Below are 25,389 nucleotides of genomic sequence, written 5' to 3'. Positions count from 1 at the left end.
AGCCCGACTTATGCAGTTTGGATTTTTTCTAAGAACCTGGTGTTAGTACCAGGTTCTTTTTAGTTTAAGAAAAATAAAAATACAACAATCATTCCTGCCAGAAATAATAGATTAAGCAGAGAGAATTTAGTTAAGAATTGTTTGTCTTTACCAGGGTAATAAGCCCTGTAGATTTTAAAGCCAATTAAATTTGCCAGAGAAGCAATTAATGTCCCTAGACCCCCAATATTTACACCAAAGAATAAGGCCTTAATATGGCTGGTAAAAGGAGCAATCAGAATAACTGCTGGTACATTACTGATGATTTGACTAAGAGCAATGCTTCCTAAAAAAGTTCGATAACTGCTTTTAAACTGCTCTTTAATAAAAGCGGCAGCACCTGGAATTTGAGAAAAACCTCCTACTGCAATGAAAAAGAAGAGAAAGGTTGCCAATAAACGATAGTCAACCTGTTTCCCAGATTGAGGAGAGTAAAAAAGCAAAATAGTAACTGCCAAGGGGATACTAACCTCATAAGGAGATAAATTAAAAACTGCAGACAAAATCAAAAGACCAATCAGAGAGAGAAATAGCAGATGTTTTTGATTAAGCGACTTAAGCTTGACAGTTTTCTCAGTAAGTTTCTTTTTCTCAATAAATAGAAAAGAAAGACAAAGAAAGCCTAAAGAAGCAATCAGCAGGATAAAAGACCATTGGAAAAATTCACTAGCGGATAAGGAAAAATGAGACATCAGATATAAATTTTGGGGATTCCCAAATGGAAAGAAGCTGCTGCCCAGATTAGCTGCAATAATCAGTAAGACTGCTCCAGTAAGCGGATCTTTTAAAACCTTTAGCTTTTTGGTAATTTTTAAGTAAATCGGCATTAGAGTAAGGATAGCTACATCGTTTGTTAAAAGCATTGAGCTGAAAAACGAGAGCAGTGTGATGCTAATGATTAAGCTGCGTGTGTCTTTGGAAAAGTGAATAATTTTTTCAGCTAAAAAATTTAAAACTCCTAGATTTTCAATATTCTTGATTAGCAGCATTAACGCAAATAAGCAGCTAAGCATTTTATAATCAATAGTTTCCTTTCCCGGTAGACCAAAGCCTAAGCTAAGTAAAGCGGCTAGGAAAGAAATCGTAAATAAAAGGTCTGTTTTGAAAAACTGAATAATTTTTGTCATTAAGAGATACTCGCCTCGAATCAAAATAGGATAATTTATAGAGTAAAAAAACAGCAGCTGCTTTGACTTCTTTTATGATGCTGAGTTTCACAAAAGAGTTGTAAAATACTTTAGCAGATTATAGACTTAAGACCCGCTTAAATTAAATGTACGGCAGGAAAAAAGAAATTTCAAGCGAGACACTGTAACAGTTCAGAGAAAACTTAGAGGAAACAAACTAATCGAAATGAACTGAGAGAATATTCGGTGGCTGAAAGTAGTCAGAAGCTGAAATAAAAATCAGAAGCTGTTGGGAACTGAGGAATGTCTTGATTTTTTCAAATAAAAGAACTTGAAACAAAACCAGATATTTCCTGCTTTTTGTTCCAAGCTCTACGATTTTAATTAGCTTTTAATCCTGCCAACACTAGTTGATGTTGAAAACTTTTTATCAAATATTCAATACCTTATTCAGGAAGTCCTGAGTCCGTTCATGCTGAGGAGACTCAAAGATTTGCTGTGGCGTACCATCTTCAAGGAAGTTCCCGCCGTCGATGAACATTACGCGGTTTGCCACCTCTTTGGCAAAGCCCATTTCATGTGTAACAATCACCATTGTCATACCTTGTTTTGCCAGCTTTTTCATAACATTCAATACATCCCCAACCATTTCAGGGTCAAGTGCTGAGGTAGGCTCATCGAAAAGCATAATGTCAGGATTCATTGCAAGCGCACGGGCAATAGCTACACGCTGCTTTTGACCACCGGATAAAGATTTCGGATAGCTATCTTTTTTATCTGCCAGTCCAACTGTATCCAGCAGCTTAACAGCTTTTTCTTTTGCCTCGCTTGGAGACATACGGCCTAAATCAACTGGTGCAAGTGTAATGTTTTCCAAAACAGAGAGATGAGGAAAAAGGTTAAAATGTTGGAACACCATCCCGATGTGCTGACGCACCTTATTGATATCTGTATTTTTATCAGTCAGATTCGCACCATCAATAATGATATCCCCGCTGGTTGCCTCTTCCAACTGGTTCAGACAACGTAGAAAGGTACTTTTTCCAGAACCAGAAGGACCAATAACACAAACAACATCACCTTCATTAATTGATACGTTAATGTCTTTTAAAACGGTGTTATCACCATATTTTTTTACTAATTTTTCGACTAGAATTTTTTCTGTCATTTAGTTCACCTTCTTTTCAAGTACTTTAGCCAGCTTAGTTAATGAAGTGATTAGAATCAAATACATTACTGCAATAATCAGATACACCATTGTACTTTGCAGGTTACGGGCAACGATGATTTTACCAGTCTGCAGCAGTTCAATCAGACCAATTGCAGAAAGAATAGTTGTATCTTTCAAAGAAATAACAAACTGATTAATGAAAGAAGGAATCATGATGCGGATAGCCTGCGGCAAAACGATTTTTCTCATTGTTTTATTGTAAGAAAGCCCTAAGCTTCTGGAAGCTTCCATTTGACCAACCGGAACGGCATTAATACCGCCGCGGACAATTTCGGAGATGTAGGCACTAGCATTTAACGTTAATGTAATAATCCCTGCAATAAACACGGGGATGTTGAAGCCTAGAACCCCTGGTAAACCAAAGTAGATGAAGAAAGCAACTACCATCAACGGAATCCCTCGAATAAGATCGACATAAATGGTTGCGACTATGCGCAGGGCCTTAACCGGAGATACACTGAACAGACCAAAGATAACACCAATAATTAGAGCGAGAACAAAAGAAATCAATGTTAGCTGAATGGTCATCCAGAGACCGCTTAACAGTCGTTTCCAGTTGTTTTTAATCATTCCGGCAAATGTAGACTCATCAGCAGTTTCTTTTTTACTGCCGTCTTGAATGTACTTGCTGAGAATCTCGTCGTATTCACCAGTTCGTTTCAGCTCTGCGAGCCCTTCGTTGAACATCTCAACTAATTCCGGATTGTTGCCTTTTTTCACTGCAAAACCATAAGAGCCGCCTTCTTCCCGGGGAATCGGTGTAGCTAAAGGCTGCCCCTGAGCAATACCGTAGCCGATCACAGGGTAATCGTCCATCATGGCATCGATTTCTGAAATTTCTAATGCACTATACAACGCATCAGTAGTATCAAGATACGTGATGGAATACCCATATTTTTCTTTGTTCGCTTCAAGGAAATCAGCGCTTTCCGTTCCAATTTTCGCTCCTACTGTTTTCCCTTTTAAATCCTCATAAGAAGTAATGGAATCGTTATTCTCTTTAACAGCTATTTGGATGCCGCTGTCAAAGTAAGGTGTTGAGAAATCGAAAGCTTTTTCTCGTTCCTGTGTAATAGTCATTCCAGCAATCATTCCATCTGCCTGACCAGATTCTACGGCTTGAACAGCTGAACTGAAACCAATAAATTTAAATTCAATGTTGAAGCCTTGCAGCTCAGCAACGCGTTTCATTAAATCAACGTCGATTCCTTCGTATTCACCATCAGAATTTTGAAACTCAAATGGTGCAAAGGTTGAATCGCTAGCAATTGAATAAACCTCTTTCTTTGGCTCAATCTGCTGCATTTCTTTTCCGTCGTCTTTGGCACCGGAAGAGATATAAGTAGAAACTATTTTGTCATAGGTTCCATCTTCCTTTAGCTTTTTTAAACCTGCGTTGAACTGTTTAATCAGTTCTGGATTTTGTCCTTTTTTCACTGCAAAACCATAGGAGCTGCCTGTCTCTTTTTCTCCGACTAGCTGCAGCTTCTGTCCGTTAGTGATCGCGTATCCTAAAACTGGATAATCATCAAATATAGCATCTGCTTCACCATTTTGGAGAGCTTGATAAAGACCTGTTGCATCATCGAAGTTCTTAATTGTATAATCATATTTCTTTTGATTTTCTTCGAGGAAAGCAGCACTCTCTGTTCCAACTTTAGCAGCAACTGTTTTCCCTTTTAAATCCTTATACGAACTGATTGTATCATTTCCTTGCTTAACAGCCATCTGCAGACCACTGTCAAAATAAGGCTCCGAAAAATCAAATGATTTTTTTCGTTCGTCGGTAATACTCATTCCAGCTATCATTCCGTCAATCTGGTTTGACTGAACTGCTTGAATCGCTGAATCAAATCCTAAAGGTTTCAAATTAACTTTAAATCCCTGATCTTCTGCAATCGCATTAAGTAAGTCAATATCGATACCGATGTATTCATCATTTGAATCCTGAAACTCAAACGGCGCAAAAGTCAAATCCGTTCCGATATCGTATGTTTTTTCTTCAGCCGAGGCCGGCTTACCAACAGTGAAAACAAGCAGGCTGGCAATTACAGCAACTAAAGAAAATAAAAAATACTTCTTCTTCATAAAAGTCCTCCTAATATAATTACATATTCAGTAATTATATAGCAAAATTAAGGTCAAAAACAATTATTTTGACATAGAAAAATAAAAAAATATTTAGAAAGTAACATTTCGTGTGAGAAATCATGACATGTAAAAGAGTTTTTTTCATTAAAAAACGATAAAAGAATCTGATCTATTCAAGTGGCGAAAATATGTTCGGTATGTTAAAATAATTCAGGGAGTAAGAAATTACTCTTTTCCTTTTTTCTAGTGAGAAAAAACTGTATGAAGGGAGTAAGTCAGATGATTGAAAGAACAACAACAAACCAGTTTGAACTGGTCTCTAAGTATCAGCCAGATGGTGATCAGCCGGAGGCGATTGAACGATTAGTAGAAGGAATTGAAGGCGGAGAAAAGGCCCAAATTTTACTAGGCGCCACAGGTACTGGTAAAACTTTTACAATCTCAAACGTGATTAAAGAAGTGAACAAACCAACACTGGTGATTGCTCATAATAAAACCTTGGCAGGACAGCTTTACGGGGAGTTTAAAGAGTTTTTCCCAAACAATGCTGTTGAATATTTTGTCAGCTACTATGATTTTTATCAGCCGGAGGCTTACGTTCCTTCAAGTGATACATATATTGAAAAAGATGCCAGCATCAATGATGAAATTGACAAGCTGCGTCACTCGGCTACCAGTGCACTACTAGAACGAAATGATGTTATTGTGATAGCGTCGGTTTCCTGTATTTTTGGTTTGGGAAATCCTGATGAGTATAGTGATCAAGTTGTTTCGCTGCGGGTTGGTATGGAGATAGACCGTGGAACCTTACTTAGAAATCTAATTGATATCCAGTTTGAACGAAATGATATAGACTTTCAGCGGGGACGCTTTAGAGTACGAGGGGATGTTGTCGAGATATTCCCAGCCTCCAAAGATGATCATGCCTTACGGGTGGAGTTTTTTGGAGATGAAATTGAGCGCATTAGAGAAGTAGATGCTTTAACTGGAGAGGTACTTGGCGATACAGAACATGTAGCGATATTTCCAGCAACCCACTTTGTGACCAATGATGATCATATGGAGCATGCAATTGCTCAAATTCAGGCTGAGCTGGACGGCCGGCTTAAGGTTCTGCGTTCTGAAAATAAACTGCTGGAGGCGCAGCGGTTGGAACAACGGACGAATTATGATATCGAGATGATGAGAGAGATGGGCTATACATCTGGAATTGAGAATTATTCCAGACATATGGATGGACGAAAAGAAGGCGAGCCGCCTTATACATTAATCGACTTTTTTCCAGACGATTTTCTGCTGGTTATTGATGAGTCTCACGTAACCATGCCTCAGGTTAGAGGGATGTATAATGGGGACCGTGCCAGAAAGCAGATGCTGGTGGACTATGGTTTTCGTTTGCCGAGCGCGCTGGACAACCGTCCATTAAAACTGGAAGAATTTGAGAAGCATGTCCATCAGGTAGTCTATGTTTCTGCTACACCGGGACCGTATGAACATGAACAAACAGAGACTGTGATTCAACAAATTATTCGTCCAACGGGTCTGTTGGATCCATTGATTGAAGTTCGTCCGATTATGGGACAAATTGATGATTTAGTTGGCGAAATTAATGAGCGGGTGGCAAATAATCAGCGGGTCTTTGTCACGACTTTGACGAAAAAAATGTCGGAGGATTTGACTGACTACTTCAAAGAGCTGGGATTAAAGGTTAAATACCTGCACAGTGATATCAAGACGCTGGAACGTACGGAAATAATTCGTAATCTTCGTTTAGGTGAGTTTGATGTTCTAATTGGGATTAATCTTCTAAGAGAAGGCTTAGACGTGCCGGAGGTATCTCTAATTGCCATCTTGGATGCGGATAAGGAAGGATTTCTGCGAAGTGAACGTTCGCTGGTTCAGACAATTGGACGGGCAGCCCGGAACTCTGAGGGAAAAGTTATCATGTATGCAGATAAAATCACGGATTCCATGCAGAAGGCGATGGATGAAACTGCCCGCCGCCGTTCAATACAAGAGAAGTACAATGAAGAACACGGAATTGTTCCTAAAACAATTATCAAGGAAATTCGTGACTTGATTTCTATCTCTAAAGTCGCTGAAGATGAAGAAACTTATTCAATAAGCACATCTTATGACAAGCTGACTAAGCAGGAAAAAGACGATTTGTTGATGAAACTTGAGAAAGAAATGAAAGATGCTGCGAAAGCATTGGACTTTGAAGCAGCTGCAACATTACGGGATACGATTCTGGAGCTGAAGGCTTCAGATTAGGAGGTAGAATATGGCTAACGATAAAATTGTGATTCATGGAGCACGCGCTCATAACTTAAAGAATGTTGATGTGACGATTCCCCGCGATAAGCTGGTTGTAGTGACCGGCTTGTCTGGTTCCGGGAAAAGCTCGCTGGCTTTTGATACATTATATGCAGAAGGGCAAAGACGTTATGTGGAGAGCCTTTCGGCCTACGCTCGTCAATTTTTAGGTCAGATGGATAAACCAGATGTGGATAGTATTGACGGGTTAAGTCCAGCCATCTCCATTGATCAGAAAACAACCAGTAAGAACCCTCGATCAACAGTAGGAACGGTCACGGAAATAAATGATTACCTTCGTCTGCTTTTTGCACGCATTGGTCATCCAATTTGTCCGAACGACAATATCGAAATCACCAGTCAGTCTGTTGAACAGATGGCGGATAAAATTCTGGAATTTCCGGAACGTACAAAACTGCAGATTATGGCTCCAGTCATCGTTAAGAAAAAAGGACAGCATAAAAAAGTATTTGATTCTATTCAAAAAGAAGGATATGTCCGTGTTCGTGTAGATGGAGAAATCTATGATTTGAGTGAAGTACCGGAGCTGGAGAAGAATAAGAAGCATGATATTGCGATTGTAGTAGATCGAATTATTCTTAAAGAAGGCATCCGTTCCCGTTTGTTTGATTCAATTGAAGCTTCTCTTCGCTTAGCAGAGGGATACGTATTAGTAGACATTAATGGTGAAGAAGAACTATTGTTCAGTGAACACTATGCTTGTCCTTACTGCGGCTTTACCGTTGGCGAGCTGGAGCCGAGACTCTTCTCATTTAATGCACCATTTGGCGCTTGCCCAGACTGTGACGGCTTAGGTATGCGCTTGGAAGTAGACAAAGATTTAATCATTCCAGACCCTTCAAAAACATTGAAGGAAGGGGCCATCGCCCCTTGGAATCCAATTAGCTCACAATATTATCCTCAAATGCTTGAGCAGGCAGCAGCTGGTTTTGGCATTGATGCGGATACACCATTTAATGAACTGCCAAAGGAACATCAGGATATCATTTTAAATGGTTCAAACGGTGAAATTTTCCATTTCCATTATGAAAATGAGTTTGGCGGCGTGCGTGATGTGGATCTTGCCTTCGAAGGGATTTTAAAGAACATTAAACGTCGCTATCATGAAACCAACAGCGAATTTACCAGAGAACAAATGCGTTCATACATGACAGAGCTGCCTTGTCAAACCTGTAAAGGCTACCGTTTGAATCCACAAGCTTTAGCTGTGAAAATAAATGGTACCAGCATTGGTGAAGTAAGCGAGTTAACCATTCAAAACAGTGTACCTTTCTTTGAAAAACTGAGCTTAACAGAACAAGAGCAGATGATTGCCAAGCCGATATTGAAAGAAGTAAAAGACCGGTTGACCTTTTTGGAAAATGTGGGATTAAATTACTTAACCTTGAGCCGTGCTTCCGGTACGTTGTCAGGTGGAGAGGCACAGCGGATTCGCCTAGCTACCCAGATTGGATCAAATTTATCCGGCGTATTATATATTCTGGATGAACCCTCTATCGGTCTTCATCAGCGGGATAACGATCGTTTGATTGCTTCTTTAAAGAAAATGCGGGATCTTGGCAATACCCTGATTGTCGTGGAGCATGACGAAGATACTATGCGGGAAGCTGACTACTTGATTGATGTAGGGCCAAGAGCCGGAGAACAAGGCGGACAGATTGTGGCTGCTGGAACACCAGAAGAAGTAGCCGCAACCCCTGATTCACTGACAGGACAATATCTGTCGGGCAAGCTTGTGATTCCTGTGCCGGAAAAACGGCGGAAGGGCACCGGCAAGTCCATTAAAGTCACTGGAGCAGCAGAAAACAATCTCAAAAATGTTAATGTGGAGTTTCCTTTAGGGGAGTTTGTTGCAGTTACCGGTGTATCTGGATCAGGGAAAAGTACGTTGGTCAATCAGATATTGAAAAAGGCTCTTGCTCAAAAGTTAAACCGCAACTCAAATAAACCTGGTAAGCATAAAAGTGTAACTGGGTATAAACAGATTGAAAAAGTAATTGATATCGATCAAAGTCCAATTGGCCGAACACCTCGAAGTAATCCTGCTACATACACTAGTGTATTCGATGATATTCGGGATTTATTCGCTAAAACAAATGAGGCGAAAGTTCGCGGATATAAGAAAGGCCGTTTTAGTTTCAATGTGAAGGGCGGGCGCTGTGAAGCCTGCCGTGGTGATGGGATTATTAAGATTGAAATGCATTTTCTGCCGGATGTTTATGTTCCCTGTGAGGTTTGTCATGGGAAACGCTATAACTCTGAAACGCTGGATGTTCATTACAAAGGAAAAAATATTGCAGATATCTTAGAAATGACTGTTGAAGATGCTGTAGAATTTTTCCAGCCTATTCCTAAAATTCACCGCAAGCTGCAGACAATTTTGGACGTTGGTTTAGGGTATGTAACATTAGGACAGCCAGCTACCACATTGTCAGGTGGTGAAGCACAACGTATGAAGCTTGCCAGTGAGCTGCATAAGATTTCGAATGGCAAGAATTTCTATATCTTGGATGAACCTACGACCGGACTTCATACGGATGATATCGCCCGTTTACTGGATGTTTTGAACCGACTGGTTGATGCTGGAAATACTGTACTGGTTATTGAACATAATCTGGATATGATTAAATCAGCCGATCATGTTATTGACTTAGGTCCAGAGGGTGGCGACGGCGGCGGAACGATTGTCGGAATCGGTACACCGGAAGAAATTGCTGAAATTAAGGAAAGCTATACTGGTCAATATTTGAAGCGGGTTTTATAAATTGGTATACTCCATTTCTGTGAAAGTGTTTTCTTTTTTAAGAAATTCATAATTTTTAAGAATAGATTGAAAAATCTTGATTTATAATTTCTCATAGAGTAAAATCAAAGCAGATAGACAGATTATTGGTATGAATTGGTCTATATCTATCTCTCTATAAATAATCCGTTCAAAAAGAAAAGAAAAGCAGTTTGTCTTTTACGACAAACTGCTTTTCTTTTTGCTGTTAAGGATTAGGTAGGAAAAAGTCAAAAAAAAGGAAAAAACATCAGAATATTGAATGAGCATAAAATTTTTTTCATGCTATTCTATAGATAGAAAAGATGTCACAAGAAAGAAGGATAGACAAATGGATAGAGGAAACATTAGAGTCGGTGGTACGTATCTATGCAGTGCTGATCACTTATCTTGGTCATTTATTGGAAAAGCTCTTTCCAAGGAAGATCATGCAGTACAAGTGGAGTTGCTCAAATGTCATCCGATTGACCGTATGGCTTTAGAATCTGATAACCCTGTTTTGGACATCAACTACTTGAGCATTATTGACACAATATGATAAGTGAATTGGCAAGGAGGCGCAAGCCTTCTTTTTTTGCGCTTAGAGCTAAGGCTTCCTTTGACACGCCCGGAATGTTATAATAAGTAAAATGTGTTGGAGGAGCGGTGAATTTTATGGTCGATAATTTACAATTAGTCATTATTACAGGAATGAGCGGTGCAGGAAAAACAGTAGCGGTGCAGTGCTTTGAAGATATGGGATATTTCTGTATTGATAATATGCCGCCAAGTTTGATTCCCAAATTTTGGGAGCTGATTAAAGAATCTGGCAAAGTATCGAAAATTGCTTTGGTCGTGGATCTGAGATCACGTGCCTTTTTTAGAGAAATACAGAATATGCTTGTTGAAATAGAAAATACCAATGTCATTGATACCACTGTCATGTTTTTAGATGCGACCGATGAAGAGCTTGTTTCCCGCTATAAGGAAACCAGAAGAACTCATCCTTTAGCTATGGACGGGCTAGTCACTGAAGGGATTAGAAAAGAGCGGGCAATCTTGGAAGAAATTAAAGGAGATGCCCAACTAGTTATTGATACAACGGCACTTTCTCCAAGACAGCTTCGAGAACGAATCAGTAAGGAATTTAAATCTAGAGATACCCACGAGTTTCGCGTAGAAATGGTTTCCTTTGGATTCAAATATGGTCTGCCGATTGATGCAGATATTGTAATGGATGTACGCTTCCTGCCTAATCCCCATTACATTCCCGAACTGCGGCCGCTTACTGGACTGGACAGCGCTGTTTATGAGTATGTAATGAATTTTCCGGAAACAGAAGAATTCTATACAAAGTTTATTGATTTGGTAGAGTATGTGCTGCCAGGCTATAAAAAAGAAGGAAAATCTAATGTGACTATCGCTATTGGCTGCACAGGCGGACAGCACCGTTCTGTTGCGCTCACTGAACGGATGTCTCATGAACTGGAAAAAAATTATCATGTAAATGTAACTCATCGTGATAAGGACAAACGGAAAGAGACGGTGAATCGCTCATGAAAACCTATCGAATCCGTAAGCCTAAAATAGTCGTTGTCGGCGGTGGAACAGGACTACCGGTTATTTTGAAAAGTCTCCGTAATCAGGGTGCAGAAATTACAGCGGTGGTAACTGTTGCCGATGACGGAGGCAGCAGTGGAGAGATTAGAAAGTCAATGAATCTGACACCACCAGGGGATTTAAGAAATGTGCTGGTGGCACTTTCAGATATGCCCCAGCTGTATGAAGATATATTCCAATACCGCTTCAATAAAGATGATGAGTATTTTGCTAATCATGCCATAGGCAATCTGATTATAGCCGCTGTCTCTGAGATGAGAGGCAGTACCTATGAAGCGATTCAGCTTTTATCGAAAATGATGCATGTAGATGGGCATATTTATCCTTCTTCTGAGCGTCCGCTTACCCTGCACGCTGTATTTAAGGATGGTACTGGAGCTGTGGGTGAATCAAGGATCGGTTTAGCACGTAAAACGATTGATCACGTATTTGTGACAAATACGAACGATGATGAACAGCCAACAGCAGCACGAAAAGTTGTAAAAGCAATTGAAGAAGCAGATATGATTGTGCTGGGCCCAGGAAGCTTATTTACTAGTATTTTGCCGAATCTTGTTATTAGTGAAATTGGGGATGCTATTTTAAAACGAACTGGAGAAGTCGTCTATATTTGTAATATTATGACGCAAAAGGGAGAAACAGAACATTTCACCGATGCTGATCATATTCGTGTGCTCCATGACCATTTAGGAGAGAAATTTGTGGATACTGTTTTGGTGAATACTGAACCTGTACCAGATGGGTACATGGACTTTGAGATTTATGATGAATATCTAGTACAGGTAGTCCACGATTTCCAAGGCTTAAGAAATGAAGGCTGCCGTGTAATATCAACAGACTTTTTAGAATTGAGAAACGGCGGGGTTTTTCATGATGGAGACAAAGTTGTTGAAGAACTATTCCGAATAGTCTTTGGCGCAAAGTATTAAAAGCAACAGTGAAATAGAAAGGAGGCGTACATTCAAATGTCATTTGCCTCAGATGTAAAGAAGGAACTGACAACCTTAGAGGTTCACAGAGAACATGCACGGGCAGAGCTGGCTGCTCTGATTCGGATGAATGGTTCATTGAGTCTGGTGAATCAACAGTTTGTTTTAAATGTTCAGACCGAAAATGCGGCGATTGCCAGACGAATATATACCTTATTAAAGGATCATTATGATGTTCGTTCGGAGCTGCTGGTTAGACGAAAGATGAAGCTGAAGAAAAACAATGTATACATTGTTCGGCTAAAACAGGATACCAAATCTGTATTAGCGGATTTAGACATTATGGACGGCTTGGTTTTTCAGGATCATGTTTCCGATGAAATTGTCGGAAATGCTCAAAAGATGCGCTCCTATTTACGTGGGGCTTTTATGGCAACCGGGTCGGTAAATAATCCGGAAACCAGCCGCTATCATCTGGAAATATTCTCCATTTATGAAGATCATAATAACGATATTTGCGACATGCTGAACTATTATGGATTAAATGGACGAACCTTAGAACGAAGAAACGGCTATATTTCCTATCTAAAAGGAGCAGAAAAAATCGCTGACTTTCTGACCCTGATCGGAGCAACCAATTCTATGCTAAAGTTTGAAGATGTTCGAATTGTTCGTGATATGAGAAACTCAGTGAATCGATTGGTTAACTGTGAAACAGCTAATTTAAATAAAACAATTGATGCTGCCTCAAAACAGATAGAAAATATTCAATATATAGAAAATACAGTCGGTTTGCAGGCTTTACCGGGAAAGCTTCAGGAAATTGCCGAGCTGCGTCTAGAGCATCCAGAAGTTAGCCTAAAGGAACTGGGAGAAATGATTCCTTCTGGAGCGATTTCTAAATCTGGAATTAATCACCGTATTAGAAAAATCAATGAATTTGCTGAAAAGCTTAGAGAAAAAAGTGCATAAAAAAGGTTGGTAGATTTTCCTTTTGGAGTTTCCACCAACACAATATATTTTAGAGTCTAAAAACTGGTTTATTCTGATTACTTGGAGTAGGCCAGTTTTTTCATGTAAAAATCAGGTATATAAAATCATATTTTTAAGGTTTTGCAGGATCTCTAGCGTCTGATACTTGTTTGAAGTGTTTAAAATAACGAAAACTAATACTGGATGAATAAAAAGAGAGTAGAATAAAGACAATTACCTTAGTGACTAGCGCTGGAAGGGGCACATCAACGGCAGCCAGCAGCTGCATTACCGTTTGAAAAATAACCATGATGCCAATAAACGTACACATCAATGCTGTAACGGGCAGCAGCGTATACGCACGACTATCATCAGTTTTCACTAGATATAGTACTAGAAAAATGAAAGGGCTGAGAATGGCTAAGTCGATAACATAAGTAATTTCAGTAGTATAAATCTCAAGCATCGCTAATGGTGAATCTGATATCAAGGCGGATAAAATATCCGGCAGCCAGGCGATAAATAGTGAAAACCCGGAAAGAATCAGAAAAAAATGAACAAAGCGACTATTAAGACTCCGCTCTTGCTGCTGCTTCAGCCATTTATGATCTAATAAAAATAGGCAAGAAATAAAACTGAAAAAGCATAAAGAGAAAAATAAGATATAAATCAAGTGAAGTCGATTATAAGCCACACCGATTGCCAAACTAACAGCATAGTAAAGTAGTGCTGAGAGCAAGCCTGTTAGCAAAAGCAGTAGTTTCTCGCTCCCGCTTTTTTTGTATTTCAGCAAGAACCATGACATTGGCAGCAGCAAAAATAATAAAACAGACCAGTCTGAGCCAATGAGAATAGGTGCTTTAAAATATGAGTCATGGGCATAGATACCGAAGCCCCATAGTTCTACCGGTTCTCCGTATTGATTAAGAACTTCATAGGAGTCGCTGAAATCAAACGAAAAAATACCGGCTAATGTAGTAATGAATCCAAACAAGATTGTCAATCCAAGCAAGATTTCCGTTTTTTGTTTCATGTACTATATGTCCTCCCTTCTTGTTCATTGAGTGCTTGTACGATACTGTCCAGAGCAGATTTATCTAGGTAATGATCAGTTTCATGGCGTGGAAATTCTAAGCGCTGATCATGAAATATTTTTTTTAGAATCAGCTTTTCAAAAAAGTTTAGTTTATCTGGATAAATAATTGATCCAGCAAAAGCAGTCAATTCGGCATGCTCACGAAGAGCAGCGGGAAAAATAGCTTGAAGCTGCTGCGCAATCTTTTCCTCTGAGAACTGTAAACCAGTATTGACAAGAATTAGCGTTTTTTGTAGTAAAGCTTCTTGATGAGAAGCTAAGAATGCAGCAGCTTGTTTTCGCAGCTGACCAGCATAAGCCGGTGCTAAAAAGATAATTTGGTTAAAATCATCTGATAGACTGATAGGTTCCTGAATGTCAGAAAGCTGAACATCAAATTGGAGTTCGCAACCAATCATTTTAGCTATATGTGAGGTACTTCCATGTTTAGAATCGTAGATAATCATAGTTTTCATAGAACGGCTCTCTCCTTTTTTTGAACAATATTCATAAAATGAACATCGTTCATATTTGTGTTATAATAATAACATAAATCGGAAAAATGTAAAGATACTCTGTTGAAAATATCTTCTTTCTTTATTATGATTAGACCAACAGTAGCCAAAAGAGCTAACTATGTGGATTTCAAAAAAGCTTCGATGTTCAAAGCTAATAACTAGTCATGCAGAGTAATCAAGTATTTTTTGCGAAGCGACTTATTTCGCTCGATTATGTACAGACTCACTATAATTTTTTATTTTGACTTGCCTGGAGTGAGTTGACTTGCTAAAAGAAATTTTTCAGTAGTAATACAGATAAAAGCTACGGACTGATGCTGCACTTCTTTTATGGGATATTTAATAGATAGATAGAGGGTGAATGGGAATGGATAGTAAGTCAAGAAAACAAATAGAACGAATAGCAATAGAGGAAAAAATTGTAGATGCGGCTGTGGTAATTATTCTTGAAGAAGGAATCGAGAAGCTGTCAATCCGAAAAATAGCAGAAAGAATCGGTTATGCAGTTGGCACAATCTATAATTATTATAAAAACAAAGATGATATTTTAACAAGCATCTCAACTAGGGTTTTTCAGGAAGTTATGGAAGAGATTACTACGTTATTAGCAAAGTATCCTGAACAGACGCCAGTTGAAAAATTGAGAGCATGCAACAGGACGTTTATTCGAACAATGATAAAATATCCTGAGAAATTTAAAGCCGTAATGATGGCGTCCCGTAATGATCCTATTCCAGAGGAGGGCGAAGAAGAAGCAGGAATTGATTTACTGCAGGCATTAATCAATGAGGGGATAACAGAAGGCTGCTTTACGTCGGCGAATCAGCATTCAGCTGAGCTGATGCTAATTGGACTGATGGGTTTAGTCTATCATATTGTCAGCACTGGTTTATCTGGTGAATCAGCAGAAAGGATGGCAGAACAATATATAGAAATGCTTATTCAAGCATTAAATTAGACTATCAGTGATTTTTTTAAGAAATGTTTAGAGATAAATAGCTTGTATTATCTAATAGCAAATTGTTTTTAAAAGACTTTATATGGTTTGCGCTACTTGAAGAAATAATGAATGTTTTTTCCTGAAACGACTAGAAAGTTAACTGTTGGTCATTCTATTGAGATAGTTCATGACTGTTTTCATCAAGAGAAAAATGCAATTATCAGCAGCCGCCAGCAGTAAAATAAACAAATAAATAGCAATGCCTAATATAAAACAGCTTTCAATTCGTTCTCTAAAAATTGAGGCTTTTTTATTTTTCAGAAAAAAATAAAACTTGGTGATTACCAAATTTTAACAACTTTGCCGAAAATATTCTGTTTTTTTATCCAGCCATTCACATAATTATGATTGTTGGAAATTTGAAACTTCAGTTGATTGTTTCGATTTCTAACAGCTGTTATTAAGTGTGTGTAGTAGTTACCTTTGACTTTGCAAAAAACAATATCATTGACTGCTAACTCAGTATTCATCGTTACTGGTTCTAAGCTCACAGGCTGATTTGATTTAATAATCGGCAGCATGGAATTTCCTGCTTCTTTATATTTTTCAACGGGAATTCCCTGTTGAAGCAATGAAGCAAAATAGCTTGCTTTAGACAAAATAACCCCTCCTTTAATAAAAAGAATAACATAGTTTAGGATTTTCTCCTAGTTAAAATAGGCAGGAGAGCGGTTTGTCGGTATACTAGTTAATATATAGAATTCGACGAGTAATCAGCATTAAATGCTCCAACAAGTAAAACTCCAAAGCGCAGAAAGGATGAAGGATAGAATGAAAAAACAAATACCGGATATAATGACTCAAATGGACGCATTGTCAGTTACTAAAGAAAACGGAACTGCAGTCGGCTATTTTTTGTTTGATACCTTTGAAGTGCATACGAATACTATTCCAGCTGGCTGTGTTCAGGATTGGCATGCCCACAAAGAAATTGAAGAAATTATTGTAGTTAATAAAGGAAGTCTGTGTGTAGAATGGATTGATGACTTATTGCAGTGTCGTCAGGTAGCAGCGGGTGAACTGATTCGAATGAACAAAAGCATTCATCGGATATCAAATCCAGGAAAAACTATCGCTGAATGTACTATCTTCAGATTTGTTCCACCAAAAGAAAATCAAGCAGCAGTTATTAAAAATGATAAGCAGGTTTTTTCTGAGGCAGAAGCAGCAAGGCTGCTAAGAAGAAACAAGGATGAAAAATAAGGCGATTAAAAAAATAGAATTATCATGAACTAATCTTGGGTTGATTTGAAAAGAGTAATTGAATAAAAAACACAGCTAAATAGATGGAAAACAGAATAATAAATGGTGGGTAAGATATTCAATCGAATATCTTACCCACCATTTATTCGGAGCAAGCACAACTAAAGAGCTGAAAATTTATTTATATCCCAGACCTCATAAAACGAATATTTATTTCAGTTGATTTTTTTAACTCCAAATTTTTTAAATGATTGTTACTCTCTGTGTTCAATATAGGCAATTAACTCTTCTTTTGTAACTGATTCATCAAAAATATGCTGGTCAATAATGATGGTTGGCACAAACTGGATATTAGCAGCAACAGCTTCATCAATAACTGCCTGTGAAACTGCCCGATTATCCATTTCCTGCAGTCCCAGATTATTTTGAGCAAATTCCGCAACATGAGTCAGGGACATATCCCCCCATTTATCCTGCGTGGCATAAATTTGCCGTAAGTCTGTCAAACCTTTTAACGGAAGGTCGTAATTGATAAAGCGGTGCATCATATTTCCCCGCTGCAGGCTTTCCTTTTCTTTATCGAACAGTTTGATAATCCGCTGCAGTTTTCCATTGTTCACATAAGTCGTAAGCATATCGTCATATTCATTAAACCACTGTCTACAATAAGGGCAGCGGACATTCATAAACTCAATCATTTTCACTGGAGCGGAGTCTCTGCCGATGATTAAACCATTTTCTTCTGTAACTTTGGAGGCATCGATTTGAGAAATATCCATCATCAATAATCCTTTCTTCCTTTAATTTTCTTTCAACTATTAGTGTACTATTGTTTGTAAGTTAATTTCAAAGAAAAAAGCCTGAAATCTAATGATTTCAGACTTTTGAGATTCTGATTATTAATTCAGAGAACTGCTGTTTTCCATCACTTCATCAATCAGCCCATAATCTTTTGCCTGCTGTGCAGTCATAAAGTTATCGCGATCTGTATCTTTCTCAATCACTTCAATTGGTTGCCCCGTACGTTCAGCTAAGATTTTATTCAAGCGTTCACGTGTATCGAGAATGTGTTTAGCAGCAATTTCAATTTCAGTTGCCTGACCTTGTGCTCCTCCTAATGGCTGGTGAATCATGATTTCAGCATTCGGCAACGCAAAGCGTTTGCCTTTTTGACCGGCTGTCAGCAAGAAGCTGCCCATAGAAGCTGCCATCCCTAATACGATTGTCTGTACATCAGCTTTAACAAAGTTCATTGTATCAAAGATTGCTAATCCAGCAGAAACACTGCCGCCCGGAGAGTTGATGTATAGATAAATATCTTTTTCAGAATCCTGTGCATCAAGGAACAACAGCTGAGCGATAACGGAGTTAGCTACATTGTCGTCGATTGGTCCGCTCAACATAATGATTCTGTCTTTTAATAAGCGTGAGTAAATATCATAGGCTCTTTCGCCGCGAGATGATTGTTCTATGACTGTTGGTATTAAATTCATAAGTTATGTCCTCCTATATAAAAAGCTCATAAAAACATTCTAACATATCCCTGATTGGAATGCCTAAAAAAAGTATACTCTAATGGTCAATAAAGGTCAATTAAATTGCATTGAAATTATGCACCTGTTTTTACACAGAAAAATAGGAGAAGCTATATCAATTATTTTATATAAAGAGAAAAAATCTGATAAGTTGATTTCCAAGGGTTATGATAAACTATATGTAATGAAAAGAATTTTTAATTGGTTATTTTGTCATTTTTATTATGAGACTATTTAGGAGGAAAGTTAATGAGTGATAAAGAGGTTGGATTTGTATCAAGCAGAGAAGGCAAATCATTATCCAGAAAATTGCAGGGCGTGTAAATGGATAGAAAGAAGATTAACCAATGGGATGGCCTGCTGCTGGAAGAGCGAAATGTCGAAAACGCATTAGACGAAGCTATAGAAACACAGAGAAAAATGGACAAGCTTGAGGATAAATATAGTGAACTGTTCTACCGGGTGAATCATCTTGTCAGCCGTTTAGATCAGTTTATCGGCAACGATCAGGAAAAACAAATGACCGAGGAATTGCGATGGCAGGTTCAGCAAAAGAAAAAAGCTGTATTCTTTCATTTGGAGGAGGAAAAAGAAAAGTTTCTTAAAGAGACTAAGGAGCTGCAGGATCAGGAAGACTTAATTTATTATCAAAAGAAACGTCTTCTAATAGAAGAAAAGGTGTAGTTGATTAGAGTAGACAGGTTCATTGGATAAGGAGCAGCAGATGAAAAATTACATGAAGCGAGACAGTCGTTTTATGCAGCAGTACTACGCACTGTTTTCTGATGAGAATATAATGAGCAGTCATCAAGCCTATTACGCAGCACTAGCGGCTTTTGTCAAAAGAAATAATCGATATTTCAGAAAAGAGGTTTTGCAAAACTCGCGCTTGGATATGCTAATCGAGCTTGATCCGGCAGTCTATGTTAATCCAGAGACAACTCTCTCTTTGGAAACAGAGAAAAACATAGTAAGTCAACGTGAATAAAATAAAATCGGCGGGTTAGCGATGATCATCAGCAGTACGTTATGGGAGCTGGCGGCGGTTCCTACAGGCAATGACTGCCCAAAAATTAATCAATATACTATGTATTATGTTCTTGCGAAGCAGCCGAACGGGAAAATTCATTTTTGGGAAGAATGTGAGCAGTGCGGCTATCTGATGGACAGTTATGGAAATGAGTATGAGGGACTAGCTGGCATTATTTTTCCAGCAACGAGAGAATAAATTGCCGTCCACCTCTCTAAAAAAGGTATATTGTAGAAAGTAAAAGAATTATTTGCGGCTAAATGAACACGAAAAAAGGAGTAGTATGATTTGAATGATGTAAATGATATTGAAGAGCTTTATCCGTTGTTGAGAAAGCAGTTGGAAGACTATGTGATTACAGGAGATGTCATAGAGCGGTTGTCGTTTTTGTATAGTCAATGTCTGGATAACACCTCACAATTTGCCTGGTATCTGGGAGGACCGCTTTTTTGGATTATTCATTGGCGGGCGGTGAAGAAAACGGACAAGAAGACAGGTATCTGTCCCACGGAACGAAAGATTATTCATATTCTGCAGGAATATGAAGCTCAATTTGAAAAAGGTGTGACAATCCTAATACGTCGTGAAGCATAACTATAAGTTAGTTCTGCTTTCTATGGTAATTGCTGGAAAATTTGATTTCTACTGAGAACTTGGATAGAGCAAGGATATACCGAGGTGTGTAGCCGTAGTTTTTAATTTCTCTAGAAAGCAGAATGTGCTATACTAATTTACAGACAAACTAACGTAAGAGGTAAATCCAATGCTTGTTTTTTTTGTAGGAATTATAGGGGTTATCGTAGGGGCGGCAATTGTGGTCTTATCGATGGCTTTTCGGCTTTCATATGAAGAACGCAGATATATTCGCCACCGCGAATTGGAAAATTATGTGAAGGAGATTGAGAGTTTAAATCTTCTGAATAAAAAAATTAATGAGATTTTACAGAAGAGAGATATCTATATTGACCGGTCTGTTCATTTTCTGTCAGTTGATGACTGTTATATCAGTATTGATGATTTTATTTATCTGGAATCTTTTTCAGCACAGAATAATTTTTATCTGCCAACTTACCTGATTGATGTGTTTTTTAAAAAAATTACCCATCGAAAGGTAATACTTACGCCAGATGAGGTTGCTTCAATTGGCGGAAACACGTATAAAGGCGGTCGAGTCATTCTTGAAAATTTCTCTGATGAGCTTTTATCAATTATTGAAGATAAAAAACGTCAGATGAAACGTCTGACTAAAAAACCGTTATATTATTTTAGAAATAATTAAACTGTCAACACTAGAACAAAAGTCAAATTTTGTTCTAGTGTTTTTTTATTTCGCAAAACAGCTCCTGTTCCCAAATAGCTTTTTATAACTAAAAGTTAGAAAAGAAAATTGAAAATGTTTTTCGAATTTTCTGAATTTTCTATTGACATTCTCATTTTAAAAGTTTATAGTTAACAAAAGCTTTTCTGATTCACATTAATTTTTAATGTTATGTACCTATGTACAGCGAATAAAGGAGAATCCACTTATGAGAAAGACAGCGAATATTGAATTAGTCATTATTTTATTATCGAGGACTTAGAACACTGAGATTTTTGCAGATGTTTGAGTCCTATTCGTCTTTAGTGAATGGGATTCTTGCTAAAGCATCCCATTTGATGGGATGCTTTTTTTGTAGAAGAAATAGGTGAAGCAAGACTGAAGAGACCGAAAACCAGAATTGGAGTGATAAAAATGCGAAGTGATATGATCAAAAAAGGAATCGAAGCAGCTCCGGCAAGAAGTCTGCTATACGCAACAGGCCAAGTAAAAAGTGCCAGAGATATGGAGAAACCATTTATTGCTATCTGTAATTCTTATATCGATATTGTTCCTGGACATGTCCATCTGCGCGAGCTGGCGGATATTGCGAAGGAAGCGATTCGTGAAGCTGGCGGAATTCCGTTTGAGTTCAATACAATCGGGGTTGATGACGGCATAGCGATGGGGCACATTGGAATGCGCTATTCATTACCCAGCCGGGAAATAATTGCAGACGCGGCGGAAACCGTGATTAATGCTCACTGGTTTGATGGTGTTTTCTACATTCCAAACTGCGATAAAATCACACCGGGCATGTTAATGGCAAGTGTCCGTACGAATGTACCAGCTATCTTTTGTTCCGGCGGTCCAATGAAAGCTGGAGTTGATCCTCGTGGACACACAGCGACGTTATCGTCTATGTTCGAAGCGGTAGGAGCTTATAAAGATGGACAAATGACAGAAGAAGAATTTACCTTTATGGAACAAAATGCTTGTCCGACCTGTGGTTCTTGTGCCGGAATGTTCACTGCAAACTCAATGAATTGTCTGATGGAGATTTTAGGTATGGCACTGCCGGGGAATGGCACAATTTTAGCTGTTTCAGAGGAGCGCAAAGAATTGGTTCGAAAATCTGCATTTCATTTAATGGATTTAGTTAAACAGCAAATCAAACCAAGAGATATTATCACTAAGGAGGCAATTGATGATGCTTTTGCCTTAGACATGGCAATGGGCGGCTCAACCAATACCGTTCTTCACACCTTGGCAATTGCAAATGAAGCAGAGATTGAATATGATCAAGAATCAATCAATGAAATTGCCAAGCGAGTCCCTTACCTTTCAAAAATTGCTCCTTCATCCGCTTATTCTATGCATGATGTACACGAAGCTGGTGGAGTTCCAGCAATCATAAAAGAACTGGTTGATTTAGGCGATGCGATTCATCCTGATAGAATAACTGTATCAGGGAAAAGTCTTCGGGAAAATGTAGCAGATGCATCAATTAAAAATGAGGAAGTCATTCATCCAAAGGAAACACCGTACAGCCCTGTCGGCGGTCTTTCAATTCTATATGGAAATATTGCACCAAAGGGCAGCGTTATTAAAGTCGGTGGTGTAGATCCGTCTATTCAAGTGTTTACAGGAAAAGCGATTTGTTTCAACTCTCATGATGAGGCAGTTCAAGCAATTGATAATCATACGGTGACCAAAGGACACGTGGTGGTTATCCGCTATGAAGGACCAAAGGGCGGACCGGGCATGCCTGAAATGCTGGCGCCGACTTCAAGTATTGTCGGTAGAGGTTTAGGCAAAGATGTTGCTTTGATTACAGATGGACGCTTTTCCGGTGCTACTAGGGGAATTGCTGTAGGACATATTTCTCCTGAAGCTGCTGAAGGCGGACCGATAGCGCTAATTAATGATGGAGACACGATTGAAATTGATTTGACTAATCGAACATTAAATGTTCAAGTTCCAGAAGAAGAACTACAGCAGCGGAAAGAAACGCTGCAGCCGTTTAAGGCTAAGGTTAAAACTGGGTATTTAGCTAGATATACAGCCTTGGTTACTTCTGCTCATACAGGCGGTATTATGCGTATTCCTGATGATTTGCTTGACTAAAAAAATGGGTATGACCAAAAATGCAATGGGTACTTCTTTACTATAATATCCTTTTTTAAAAGAACTGGTTTGTACAGGTTAGTAGGAAAATAATCAAAGAGGATTGGCTTTAGCCAGCAAATAAAGGAGCTATAGAATCAAAAGTTAGGAGGAACGCGTATGACAAATGCAAAGAGCGGTTCAAAAATATTGATTGATGCGCTGCTTCGTCAGAATGTAGAAATGATTTTCGGGTATCCGGGAGGCGCAGTCCTCCCGCTCTATGATGCCTTGTATGATGGAGAGATGCCGCATATATTAACACGGCATGAACAAGGAGCTGTACATGCCGCGGAGGGATATGCAAAGGCAACTGGCAAGCCGGGAGTTGTAGTGGTGACAAGCGGACCAGGTGCTACAAATGCAGTCACAGGAATTGCGGATGCAATGAGTGATTCGGTTCCCCTCGTGGTATTCACCGGACAGGTAACGACTAATGGTATTGGTAAAGACGCCTTTCAGGAAGCTGACGTGGTAGGAATTACGATGCCGATCACTAAAAATAATTATCAGGTAAGAGATACGAGCGAGCTGCCGAGAATCATTGATGAAGCTTTTCATATTGCTTCTACAGGAAGAAAAGGACCAGTAGTAATTGATTTACCTAAGGATATGACAATTATTGAATCAGATGCCGAACACCCGCCTGCATTAGCACTGCCAAGCTATCAGCCGACAGTCTTTCCTAATAAGCTTCAGGTTAAAAAGCTGATGGAGGAGCTGAAGGAAGCGAAGAAGCCGCTTGTATTAGCGGGAGCGGGTGTAGTTCAAGCGAATGCTAGTGAAGAATTAACCGCGTTTGTTGAAAAGCACAAGCTGCCTGTATTAAGTACGCTACTTGGTTTGGGTGCAGTACCTTCTGAGCATGAGCTGTTTTTGGGAATGGGTGGTATGCATGGTTCCTTTGCGGCGAATATGGCACTGACAGATTGTGATTTGCTGATCAACATTGGTTCGAGGTTTGACGACCGCCTAGCAAGTGCGCCGCAGGAATTTGTTCCGAATGCAGTAGTTGCTCATATTGATATTGACCCAGCTGAAATCGGTAAAATAATTGAAACCAAGATTCCGATAGTTGCCGATGCAAAGGAAACATTGAAGGAAATGTTGACTTATGAGCTGTGTGAAAACGGAGACTGCTGGTCAGACTGGCGGAAAATCAATCAGTCAAGGAAGAAATTGCATCCATTTAAATATGACGCAGAACAACAGAAAGAAATCAAACCGCAAAAGGTAATTGAGTACATCGGAAAACTGACAGCTGGTGAAGCAATCGTGGTAACAGATGTTGGACAGCACCAGATGTGGACAGCACAGTTCTATCCATTTAAAAATGAAAAGCAGTTCATTACGAGCGGTGGTTTGGGAACGATGGGGTATGGTATACCGGCAGCGATTGGCGCCAAGCTGGGCTGTCGCGAAAAGGAGGTTGTCCTGTTTGTTGGAGACGGCGGGTTTCAAATGACGAATCAGGAGCTGGCAATTTTAAATGACTACGATTTGCCAATTAAGATTGTTCTCTTGAATAATCAATCGCTGGGAATGGTCCGACAGTGGCAGGAAAGCTTCTTTAACGAACGGCGGTCGGAGTCTGTATTTGCCAGTCAGCCGGACTTTGTTAAGCTGGCTGAAGCTTATGGAATTTCTGCTGTTCGCATTACTGATCCGCAAAAGGTCGAAGCAGAGCTGACCGAAGCATTTAAAGAAAAAGGTCCGATACTGATTGAAGTAGCAGTATCACAAACTGAACATGTACTGCCAATGGTGCCGGCAGGCAAACCAAATTATCAGATGATGGGAGTGGACTAAGATGAGACGAATTATAACAGCTGCAGTTCATAATAATTCAGGTGTCCTGAATCGTTTCAGTGGTGTTCTGACCAGGCGTCAGGTAAATATCGACAGTATTTCAGTAGGACCTACAGAGCAAAGCAATATCTCTAGAATAACGATTATTGTGCAAGTGGAAGATCTCAATGAAAGTGAGCAGATAACCAAACAGTTGAACAAGCAGATTGATGTGATTAAGGTTTCCGACATCACTGATGAACCACATCTGGAAAGAGAGCTGGCTTTGATTAAGCTAAATGCGCCGGCTGCTGTTCGTTCAGAGCTTTTCTCAGTCATTGATCCATTTAGAGCCAATGTCATCGATGTGGGCACAAAAACAGTAGTCATTCAGGTAACTGGTACCAGTGAGAAGATTAGCGCCTTTGTTGATGTTGTTGCTCCTTATGGGATAAAGCAGCTGGCAAGAACAGGTGTGACAGGATTTACCAGAGGAAATAATAGCTGAAGGAGAGACCGACAGCTAGCCGCAAAAAAATATATTTTCACTTTACTAATAACGTCTGGCATTACAGATTCCGCTTGCTGAATAGATAAGAAGGTTGTAAAACAGTCTTTCACAAAAAGGCAGCTAAATTTGGATTGCTTTTCTAATAAAAATATGGAGGGT

At 39.1% G+C, this 25,389-nt stretch carries 24 protein-coding genes; 16 read left to right on the top strand and 8 right to left on the bottom strand.

What is annotated here, in order from left to right:
• Positions 1-59 precede the first annotated feature (59 nt).
• The 3 genes from AC1Z3K_RS10505 to AC1Z3K_RS10495 form a co-directional block, all read right to left on the bottom strand.
• A complete protein-coding gene (locus AC1Z3K_RS10505; RefSeq protein WP_461732697.1) occupies positions 60-1,166 on the bottom strand; it encodes an SLC13 family permease in 1,107 nt (368 codons plus the stop codon).
• A 430-nt stretch (positions 1,167-1,596) separates the two neighbouring features.
• The gene (locus tag AC1Z3K_RS10500) at positions 1,597-2,334 is read right to left on the bottom strand and encodes an amino acid ABC transporter ATP-binding protein (protein WP_426084632.1); all 738 of its coding nucleotides are present in this window, start codon (positions 2,332-2,334) and stop codon (positions 1,597-1,599) included.
• A complete protein-coding gene (locus AC1Z3K_RS10495) occupies positions 2,335-4,485 on the bottom strand; it encodes an amino acid ABC transporter substrate-binding protein/permease (RefSeq protein ID WP_461732696.1) in 2,151 nt (716 codons plus the stop codon).
• A 282-nt stretch (positions 4,486-4,767) separates the two neighbouring features.
• Here AC1Z3K_RS10495 and uvrB point away from each other — a divergent pair, with 282 nt between their 5' ends.
• From uvrB to whiA, 6 genes are all read left to right on the top strand, one after another.
• Positions 4,768-6,762, top strand: a complete 1,995-nt coding sequence (gene uvrB, locus AC1Z3K_RS10490; RefSeq protein ID WP_461732695.1) for an excinuclease ABC subunit UvrB — start codon at positions 4,768-4,770, stop codon at positions 6,760-6,762.
• Between the two features lie 10 nt (positions 6,763-6,772).
• The gene (uvrA, locus tag AC1Z3K_RS10485; RefSeq protein ID WP_461732694.1) at positions 6,773-9,589 is read left to right on the top strand and encodes an excinuclease ABC subunit UvrA; all 2,817 of its coding nucleotides are present in this window, start codon (positions 6,773-6,775) and stop codon (positions 9,587-9,589) included.
• Positions 9,590-9,938: 349 nt separating this feature from the next.
• Positions 9,939-10,145 (top strand): hypothetical protein, encoded by a 207-nt coding sequence (locus AC1Z3K_RS10480; protein ID WP_426084628.1) that lies wholly within the window; start codon positions 9,939-9,941, stop codon positions 10,143-10,145.
• 116 nt (positions 10,146-10,261) lie between these two features.
• Complete coding sequence (gene rapZ, locus AC1Z3K_RS10475; RefSeq protein WP_426084627.1) at positions 10,262-11,146, top strand: RNase adapter RapZ; 885 nt, start codon at positions 10,262-10,264, stop codon at positions 11,144-11,146.
• On the top strand, positions 11,143-12,135 hold the full coding sequence (locus AC1Z3K_RS10470; RefSeq protein ID WP_461732693.1) for a gluconeogenesis factor YvcK family protein: 993 nt from the start codon (positions 11,143-11,145) through the stop codon (positions 12,133-12,135). Before rapZ ends, AC1Z3K_RS10470 begins: the two co-directional genes overlap by 4 nt.
• 36 nt (positions 12,136-12,171) lie before the next feature.
• Positions 12,172-13,107: a DNA-binding protein WhiA gene (gene whiA, locus AC1Z3K_RS10465; protein WP_461732692.1), complete on the top strand. Its 936-nt coding sequence runs from the start codon at positions 12,172-12,174 to the stop codon at positions 13,105-13,107.
• 133 nt (positions 13,108-13,240) lie between these two features.
• Here whiA and AC1Z3K_RS10460 read toward each other — a convergent pair whose 3' ends face one another.
• Together AC1Z3K_RS10460 and AC1Z3K_RS10455 are read right to left on the bottom strand one after the other, a co-directional pair.
• Positions 13,241-14,140: a hypothetical protein gene (locus AC1Z3K_RS10460; RefSeq protein WP_461732691.1), complete on the bottom strand. Its 900-nt coding sequence runs from the start codon at positions 14,138-14,140 to the stop codon at positions 13,241-13,243.
• Positions 14,137-14,658 (bottom strand): flavodoxin domain-containing protein, encoded by a 522-nt coding sequence (locus AC1Z3K_RS10455; RefSeq protein ID WP_461732690.1) that lies wholly within the window; start codon positions 14,656-14,658, stop codon positions 14,137-14,139. The genes AC1Z3K_RS10460 and AC1Z3K_RS10455 overlap by 4 nt, the downstream gene beginning before the upstream one ends.
• Positions 14,659-15,067: 409 nt before the next feature.
• Here AC1Z3K_RS10455 and AC1Z3K_RS10450 point away from each other — a divergent pair, with 409 nt between their 5' ends.
• The gene (locus tag AC1Z3K_RS10450; RefSeq protein WP_426084622.1) at positions 15,068-15,658 is read left to right on the top strand and encodes a TetR/AcrR family transcriptional regulator; all 591 of its coding nucleotides are present in this window, start codon (positions 15,068-15,070) and stop codon (positions 15,656-15,658) included.
• Positions 15,659-15,981: 323 nt separating this feature from the next.
• Here AC1Z3K_RS10450 and AC1Z3K_RS10445 read toward each other — a convergent pair whose 3' ends face one another.
• Positions 15,982-16,299: a hypothetical protein gene (locus tag AC1Z3K_RS10445; RefSeq protein WP_461732689.1), complete on the bottom strand. Its 318-nt coding sequence runs from the start codon at positions 16,297-16,299 to the stop codon at positions 15,982-15,984.
• Positions 16,300-16,471: 172 nt separating this feature from the next.
• Between AC1Z3K_RS10445 and AC1Z3K_RS10440 the strand changes: the two genes are divergently transcribed.
• On the top strand, positions 16,472-16,903 hold the full coding sequence (locus tag AC1Z3K_RS10440; RefSeq protein WP_461732688.1) for a cupin domain-containing protein: 432 nt from the start codon (positions 16,472-16,474) through the stop codon (positions 16,901-16,903).
• A 254-nt stretch (positions 16,904-17,157) separates the two neighbouring features.
• Here AC1Z3K_RS10440 and AC1Z3K_RS10435 read toward each other — a convergent pair whose 3' ends face one another.
• Positions 17,158-17,682 (bottom strand): DsbA family protein, encoded by a 525-nt coding sequence (locus tag AC1Z3K_RS10435; protein WP_426084634.1) that lies wholly within the window; start codon positions 17,680-17,682, stop codon positions 17,158-17,160.
• A gap of 120 nt (positions 17,683-17,802) precedes the next feature.
• On the bottom strand, positions 17,803-18,396 hold the full coding sequence (gene clpP, locus AC1Z3K_RS10430) for an ATP-dependent Clp endopeptidase proteolytic subunit ClpP (protein WP_209558463.1): 594 nt from the start codon (positions 18,394-18,396) through the stop codon (positions 17,803-17,805).
• Between the two features lie 366 nt (positions 18,397-18,762).
• Here clpP and AC1Z3K_RS10425 point away from each other — a divergent pair, with 366 nt between their 5' ends.
• The 8 genes from AC1Z3K_RS10425 to ilvN all read left to right on the top strand — a co-directional run bounded on the left by AC1Z3K_RS10425 (position 18,763) and on the right by ilvN (position 25,227).
• Entirely contained in the window at positions 18,763-19,122 is a 360-nt protein-coding gene (locus tag AC1Z3K_RS10425) for a DUF3958 family protein (RefSeq protein ID WP_461732687.1), read from the top strand.
• A 40-nt stretch (positions 19,123-19,162) separates the two neighbouring features.
• Positions 19,163-19,426: a hypothetical protein gene (locus tag AC1Z3K_RS10420; RefSeq protein ID WP_461732686.1), complete on the top strand. Its 264-nt coding sequence runs from the start codon at positions 19,163-19,165 to the stop codon at positions 19,424-19,426.
• A 21-nt stretch (positions 19,427-19,447) separates the two neighbouring features.
• Positions 19,448-19,666, top strand: a complete 219-nt coding sequence (locus AC1Z3K_RS10415) for a hypothetical protein (RefSeq protein ID WP_461732685.1) — start codon at positions 19,448-19,450, stop codon at positions 19,664-19,666.
• A 90-nt stretch (positions 19,667-19,756) separates the two neighbouring features.
• Positions 19,757-20,062 carry a hypothetical protein gene (locus AC1Z3K_RS10410; RefSeq protein ID WP_461732684.1) on the top strand — a complete coding sequence of 102 codons (306 nt, stop codon included), beginning with the start codon at positions 19,757-19,759 and terminating at the stop codon, positions 20,060-20,062.
• A 169-nt stretch (positions 20,063-20,231) separates the two neighbouring features.
• Positions 20,232-20,747 (top strand): hypothetical protein, encoded by a 516-nt coding sequence (locus AC1Z3K_RS10405; RefSeq protein WP_461732683.1) that lies wholly within the window; start codon positions 20,232-20,234, stop codon positions 20,745-20,747.
• A 453-nt stretch (positions 20,748-21,200) separates the two neighbouring features.
• A complete protein-coding gene (gene ilvD / locus AC1Z3K_RS10400; RefSeq protein WP_461732682.1) occupies positions 21,201-22,892 on the top strand; it encodes a dihydroxy-acid dehydratase in 1,692 nt (563 codons plus the stop codon).
• 159 nt (positions 22,893-23,051) lie between these two features.
• A complete protein-coding gene (ilvB, locus tag AC1Z3K_RS10395) occupies positions 23,052-24,740 on the top strand; it encodes a biosynthetic-type acetolactate synthase large subunit (protein WP_461732681.1) in 1,689 nt (562 codons plus the stop codon).
• A 1-nt stretch (position 24,741) separates the two neighbouring features.
• Positions 24,742-25,227 (top strand): acetolactate synthase small subunit, encoded by a 486-nt coding sequence (ilvN, locus tag AC1Z3K_RS10390; protein ID WP_426084613.1) that lies wholly within the window; start codon positions 24,742-24,744, stop codon positions 25,225-25,227.
• The last annotated feature ends 162 nt before the right edge of the window (positions 25,228-25,389 follow it).

The organism is Enterococcus sp. LJL128 (assembly GCF_056924295.1).
This window is presented reverse-complemented; position numbering and strand designations above follow the sequence as displayed.

Excerpts from the sequence above, each read along its gene's own strand:
- AC1Z3K_RS10495 (WP_461732696.1), bottom strand. The coding sequence starts at position 4,485 with ATGAAGAAGAAGTATTTTTTATTTTCTTTAGTTGCTGTAATTGCCAGC.
- AC1Z3K_RS10460 (WP_461732691.1), bottom strand. The coding sequence starts at position 14,140 with ATGAAACAAAAAACGGAAATCTTGCTTGGATTGACAATCTTGTTTGGA.
- AC1Z3K_RS10420 (WP_461732686.1), top strand. The coding sequence starts at position 19,163 with ATGAAAAATTACATGAAGCGAGACAGTCGTTTTATGCAGCAGTACTAC.
- ilvN (WP_426084613.1), top strand. The coding sequence starts at position 24,742 with ATGAGACGAATTATAACAGCTGCAGTTCATAATAATTCAGGTGTCCTG.
- AC1Z3K_RS10415 (WP_461732685.1), top strand. The coding sequence starts at position 19,448 with ATGATCATCAGCAGTACGTTATGGGAGCTGGCGGCGGTTCCTACAGGC.
- AC1Z3K_RS10505 (WP_461732697.1), bottom strand. The coding sequence starts at position 1,166 with ATGACAAAAATTATTCAGTTTTTCAAAACAGACCTTTTATTTACGATT.
- AC1Z3K_RS10455 (WP_461732690.1), bottom strand. The coding sequence starts at position 14,658 with ATGAAAACTATGATTATCTACGATTCTAAACATGGAAGTACCTCACAT.
- AC1Z3K_RS10425 (WP_461732687.1), top strand. The coding sequence starts at position 18,763 with ATGGATAGAAAGAAGATTAACCAATGGGATGGCCTGCTGCTGGAAGAG.
- AC1Z3K_RS10500 (WP_426084632.1), bottom strand. The coding sequence starts at position 2,334 with ATGACAGAAAAAATTCTAGTCGAAAAATTAGTAAAAAAATATGGTGAT.
- uvrA (WP_461732694.1), top strand. The coding sequence starts at position 6,773 with ATGGCTAACGATAAAATTGTGATTCATGGAGCACGCGCTCATAACTTA.
- ilvB (WP_461732681.1), top strand. The coding sequence starts at position 23,052 with ATGACAAATGCAAAGAGCGGTTCAAAAATATTGATTGATGCGCTGCTT.
- whiA (WP_461732692.1), top strand. The coding sequence starts at position 12,172 with ATGTCATTTGCCTCAGATGTAAAGAAGGAACTGACAACCTTAGAGGTT.
- AC1Z3K_RS10480 (WP_426084628.1), top strand. The coding sequence starts at position 9,939 with ATGGATAGAGGAAACATTAGAGTCGGTGGTACGTATCTATGCAGTGCT.
- AC1Z3K_RS10470 (WP_461732693.1), top strand. The coding sequence starts at position 11,143 with ATGAAAACCTATCGAATCCGTAAGCCTAAAATAGTCGTTGTCGGCGGT.
- ilvD (WP_461732682.1), top strand. The coding sequence starts at position 21,201 with ATGCGAAGTGATATGATCAAAAAAGGAATCGAAGCAGCTCCGGCAAGA.
- uvrB (WP_461732695.1), top strand. The coding sequence starts at position 4,768 with ATGATTGAAAGAACAACAACAAACCAGTTTGAACTGGTCTCTAAGTAT.
- AC1Z3K_RS10440 (WP_461732688.1), top strand. The coding sequence starts at position 16,472 with ATGAAAAAACAAATACCGGATATAATGACTCAAATGGACGCATTGTCA.
- rapZ (WP_426084627.1), top strand. The coding sequence starts at position 10,262 with ATGGTCGATAATTTACAATTAGTCATTATTACAGGAATGAGCGGTGCA.
- clpP (WP_209558463.1), bottom strand. The coding sequence starts at position 18,396 with ATGAATTTAATACCAACAGTCATAGAACAATCATCTCGCGGCGAAAGA.
- AC1Z3K_RS10405 (WP_461732683.1), top strand. The coding sequence starts at position 20,232 with ATGCTTGTTTTTTTTGTAGGAATTATAGGGGTTATCGTAGGGGCGGCA.
- AC1Z3K_RS10435 (WP_426084634.1), bottom strand. The coding sequence starts at position 17,682 with ATGGATATTTCTCAAATCGATGCCTCCAAAGTTACAGAAGAAAATGGT.
- AC1Z3K_RS10450 (WP_426084622.1), top strand. The coding sequence starts at position 15,068 with ATGGATAGTAAGTCAAGAAAACAAATAGAACGAATAGCAATAGAGGAA.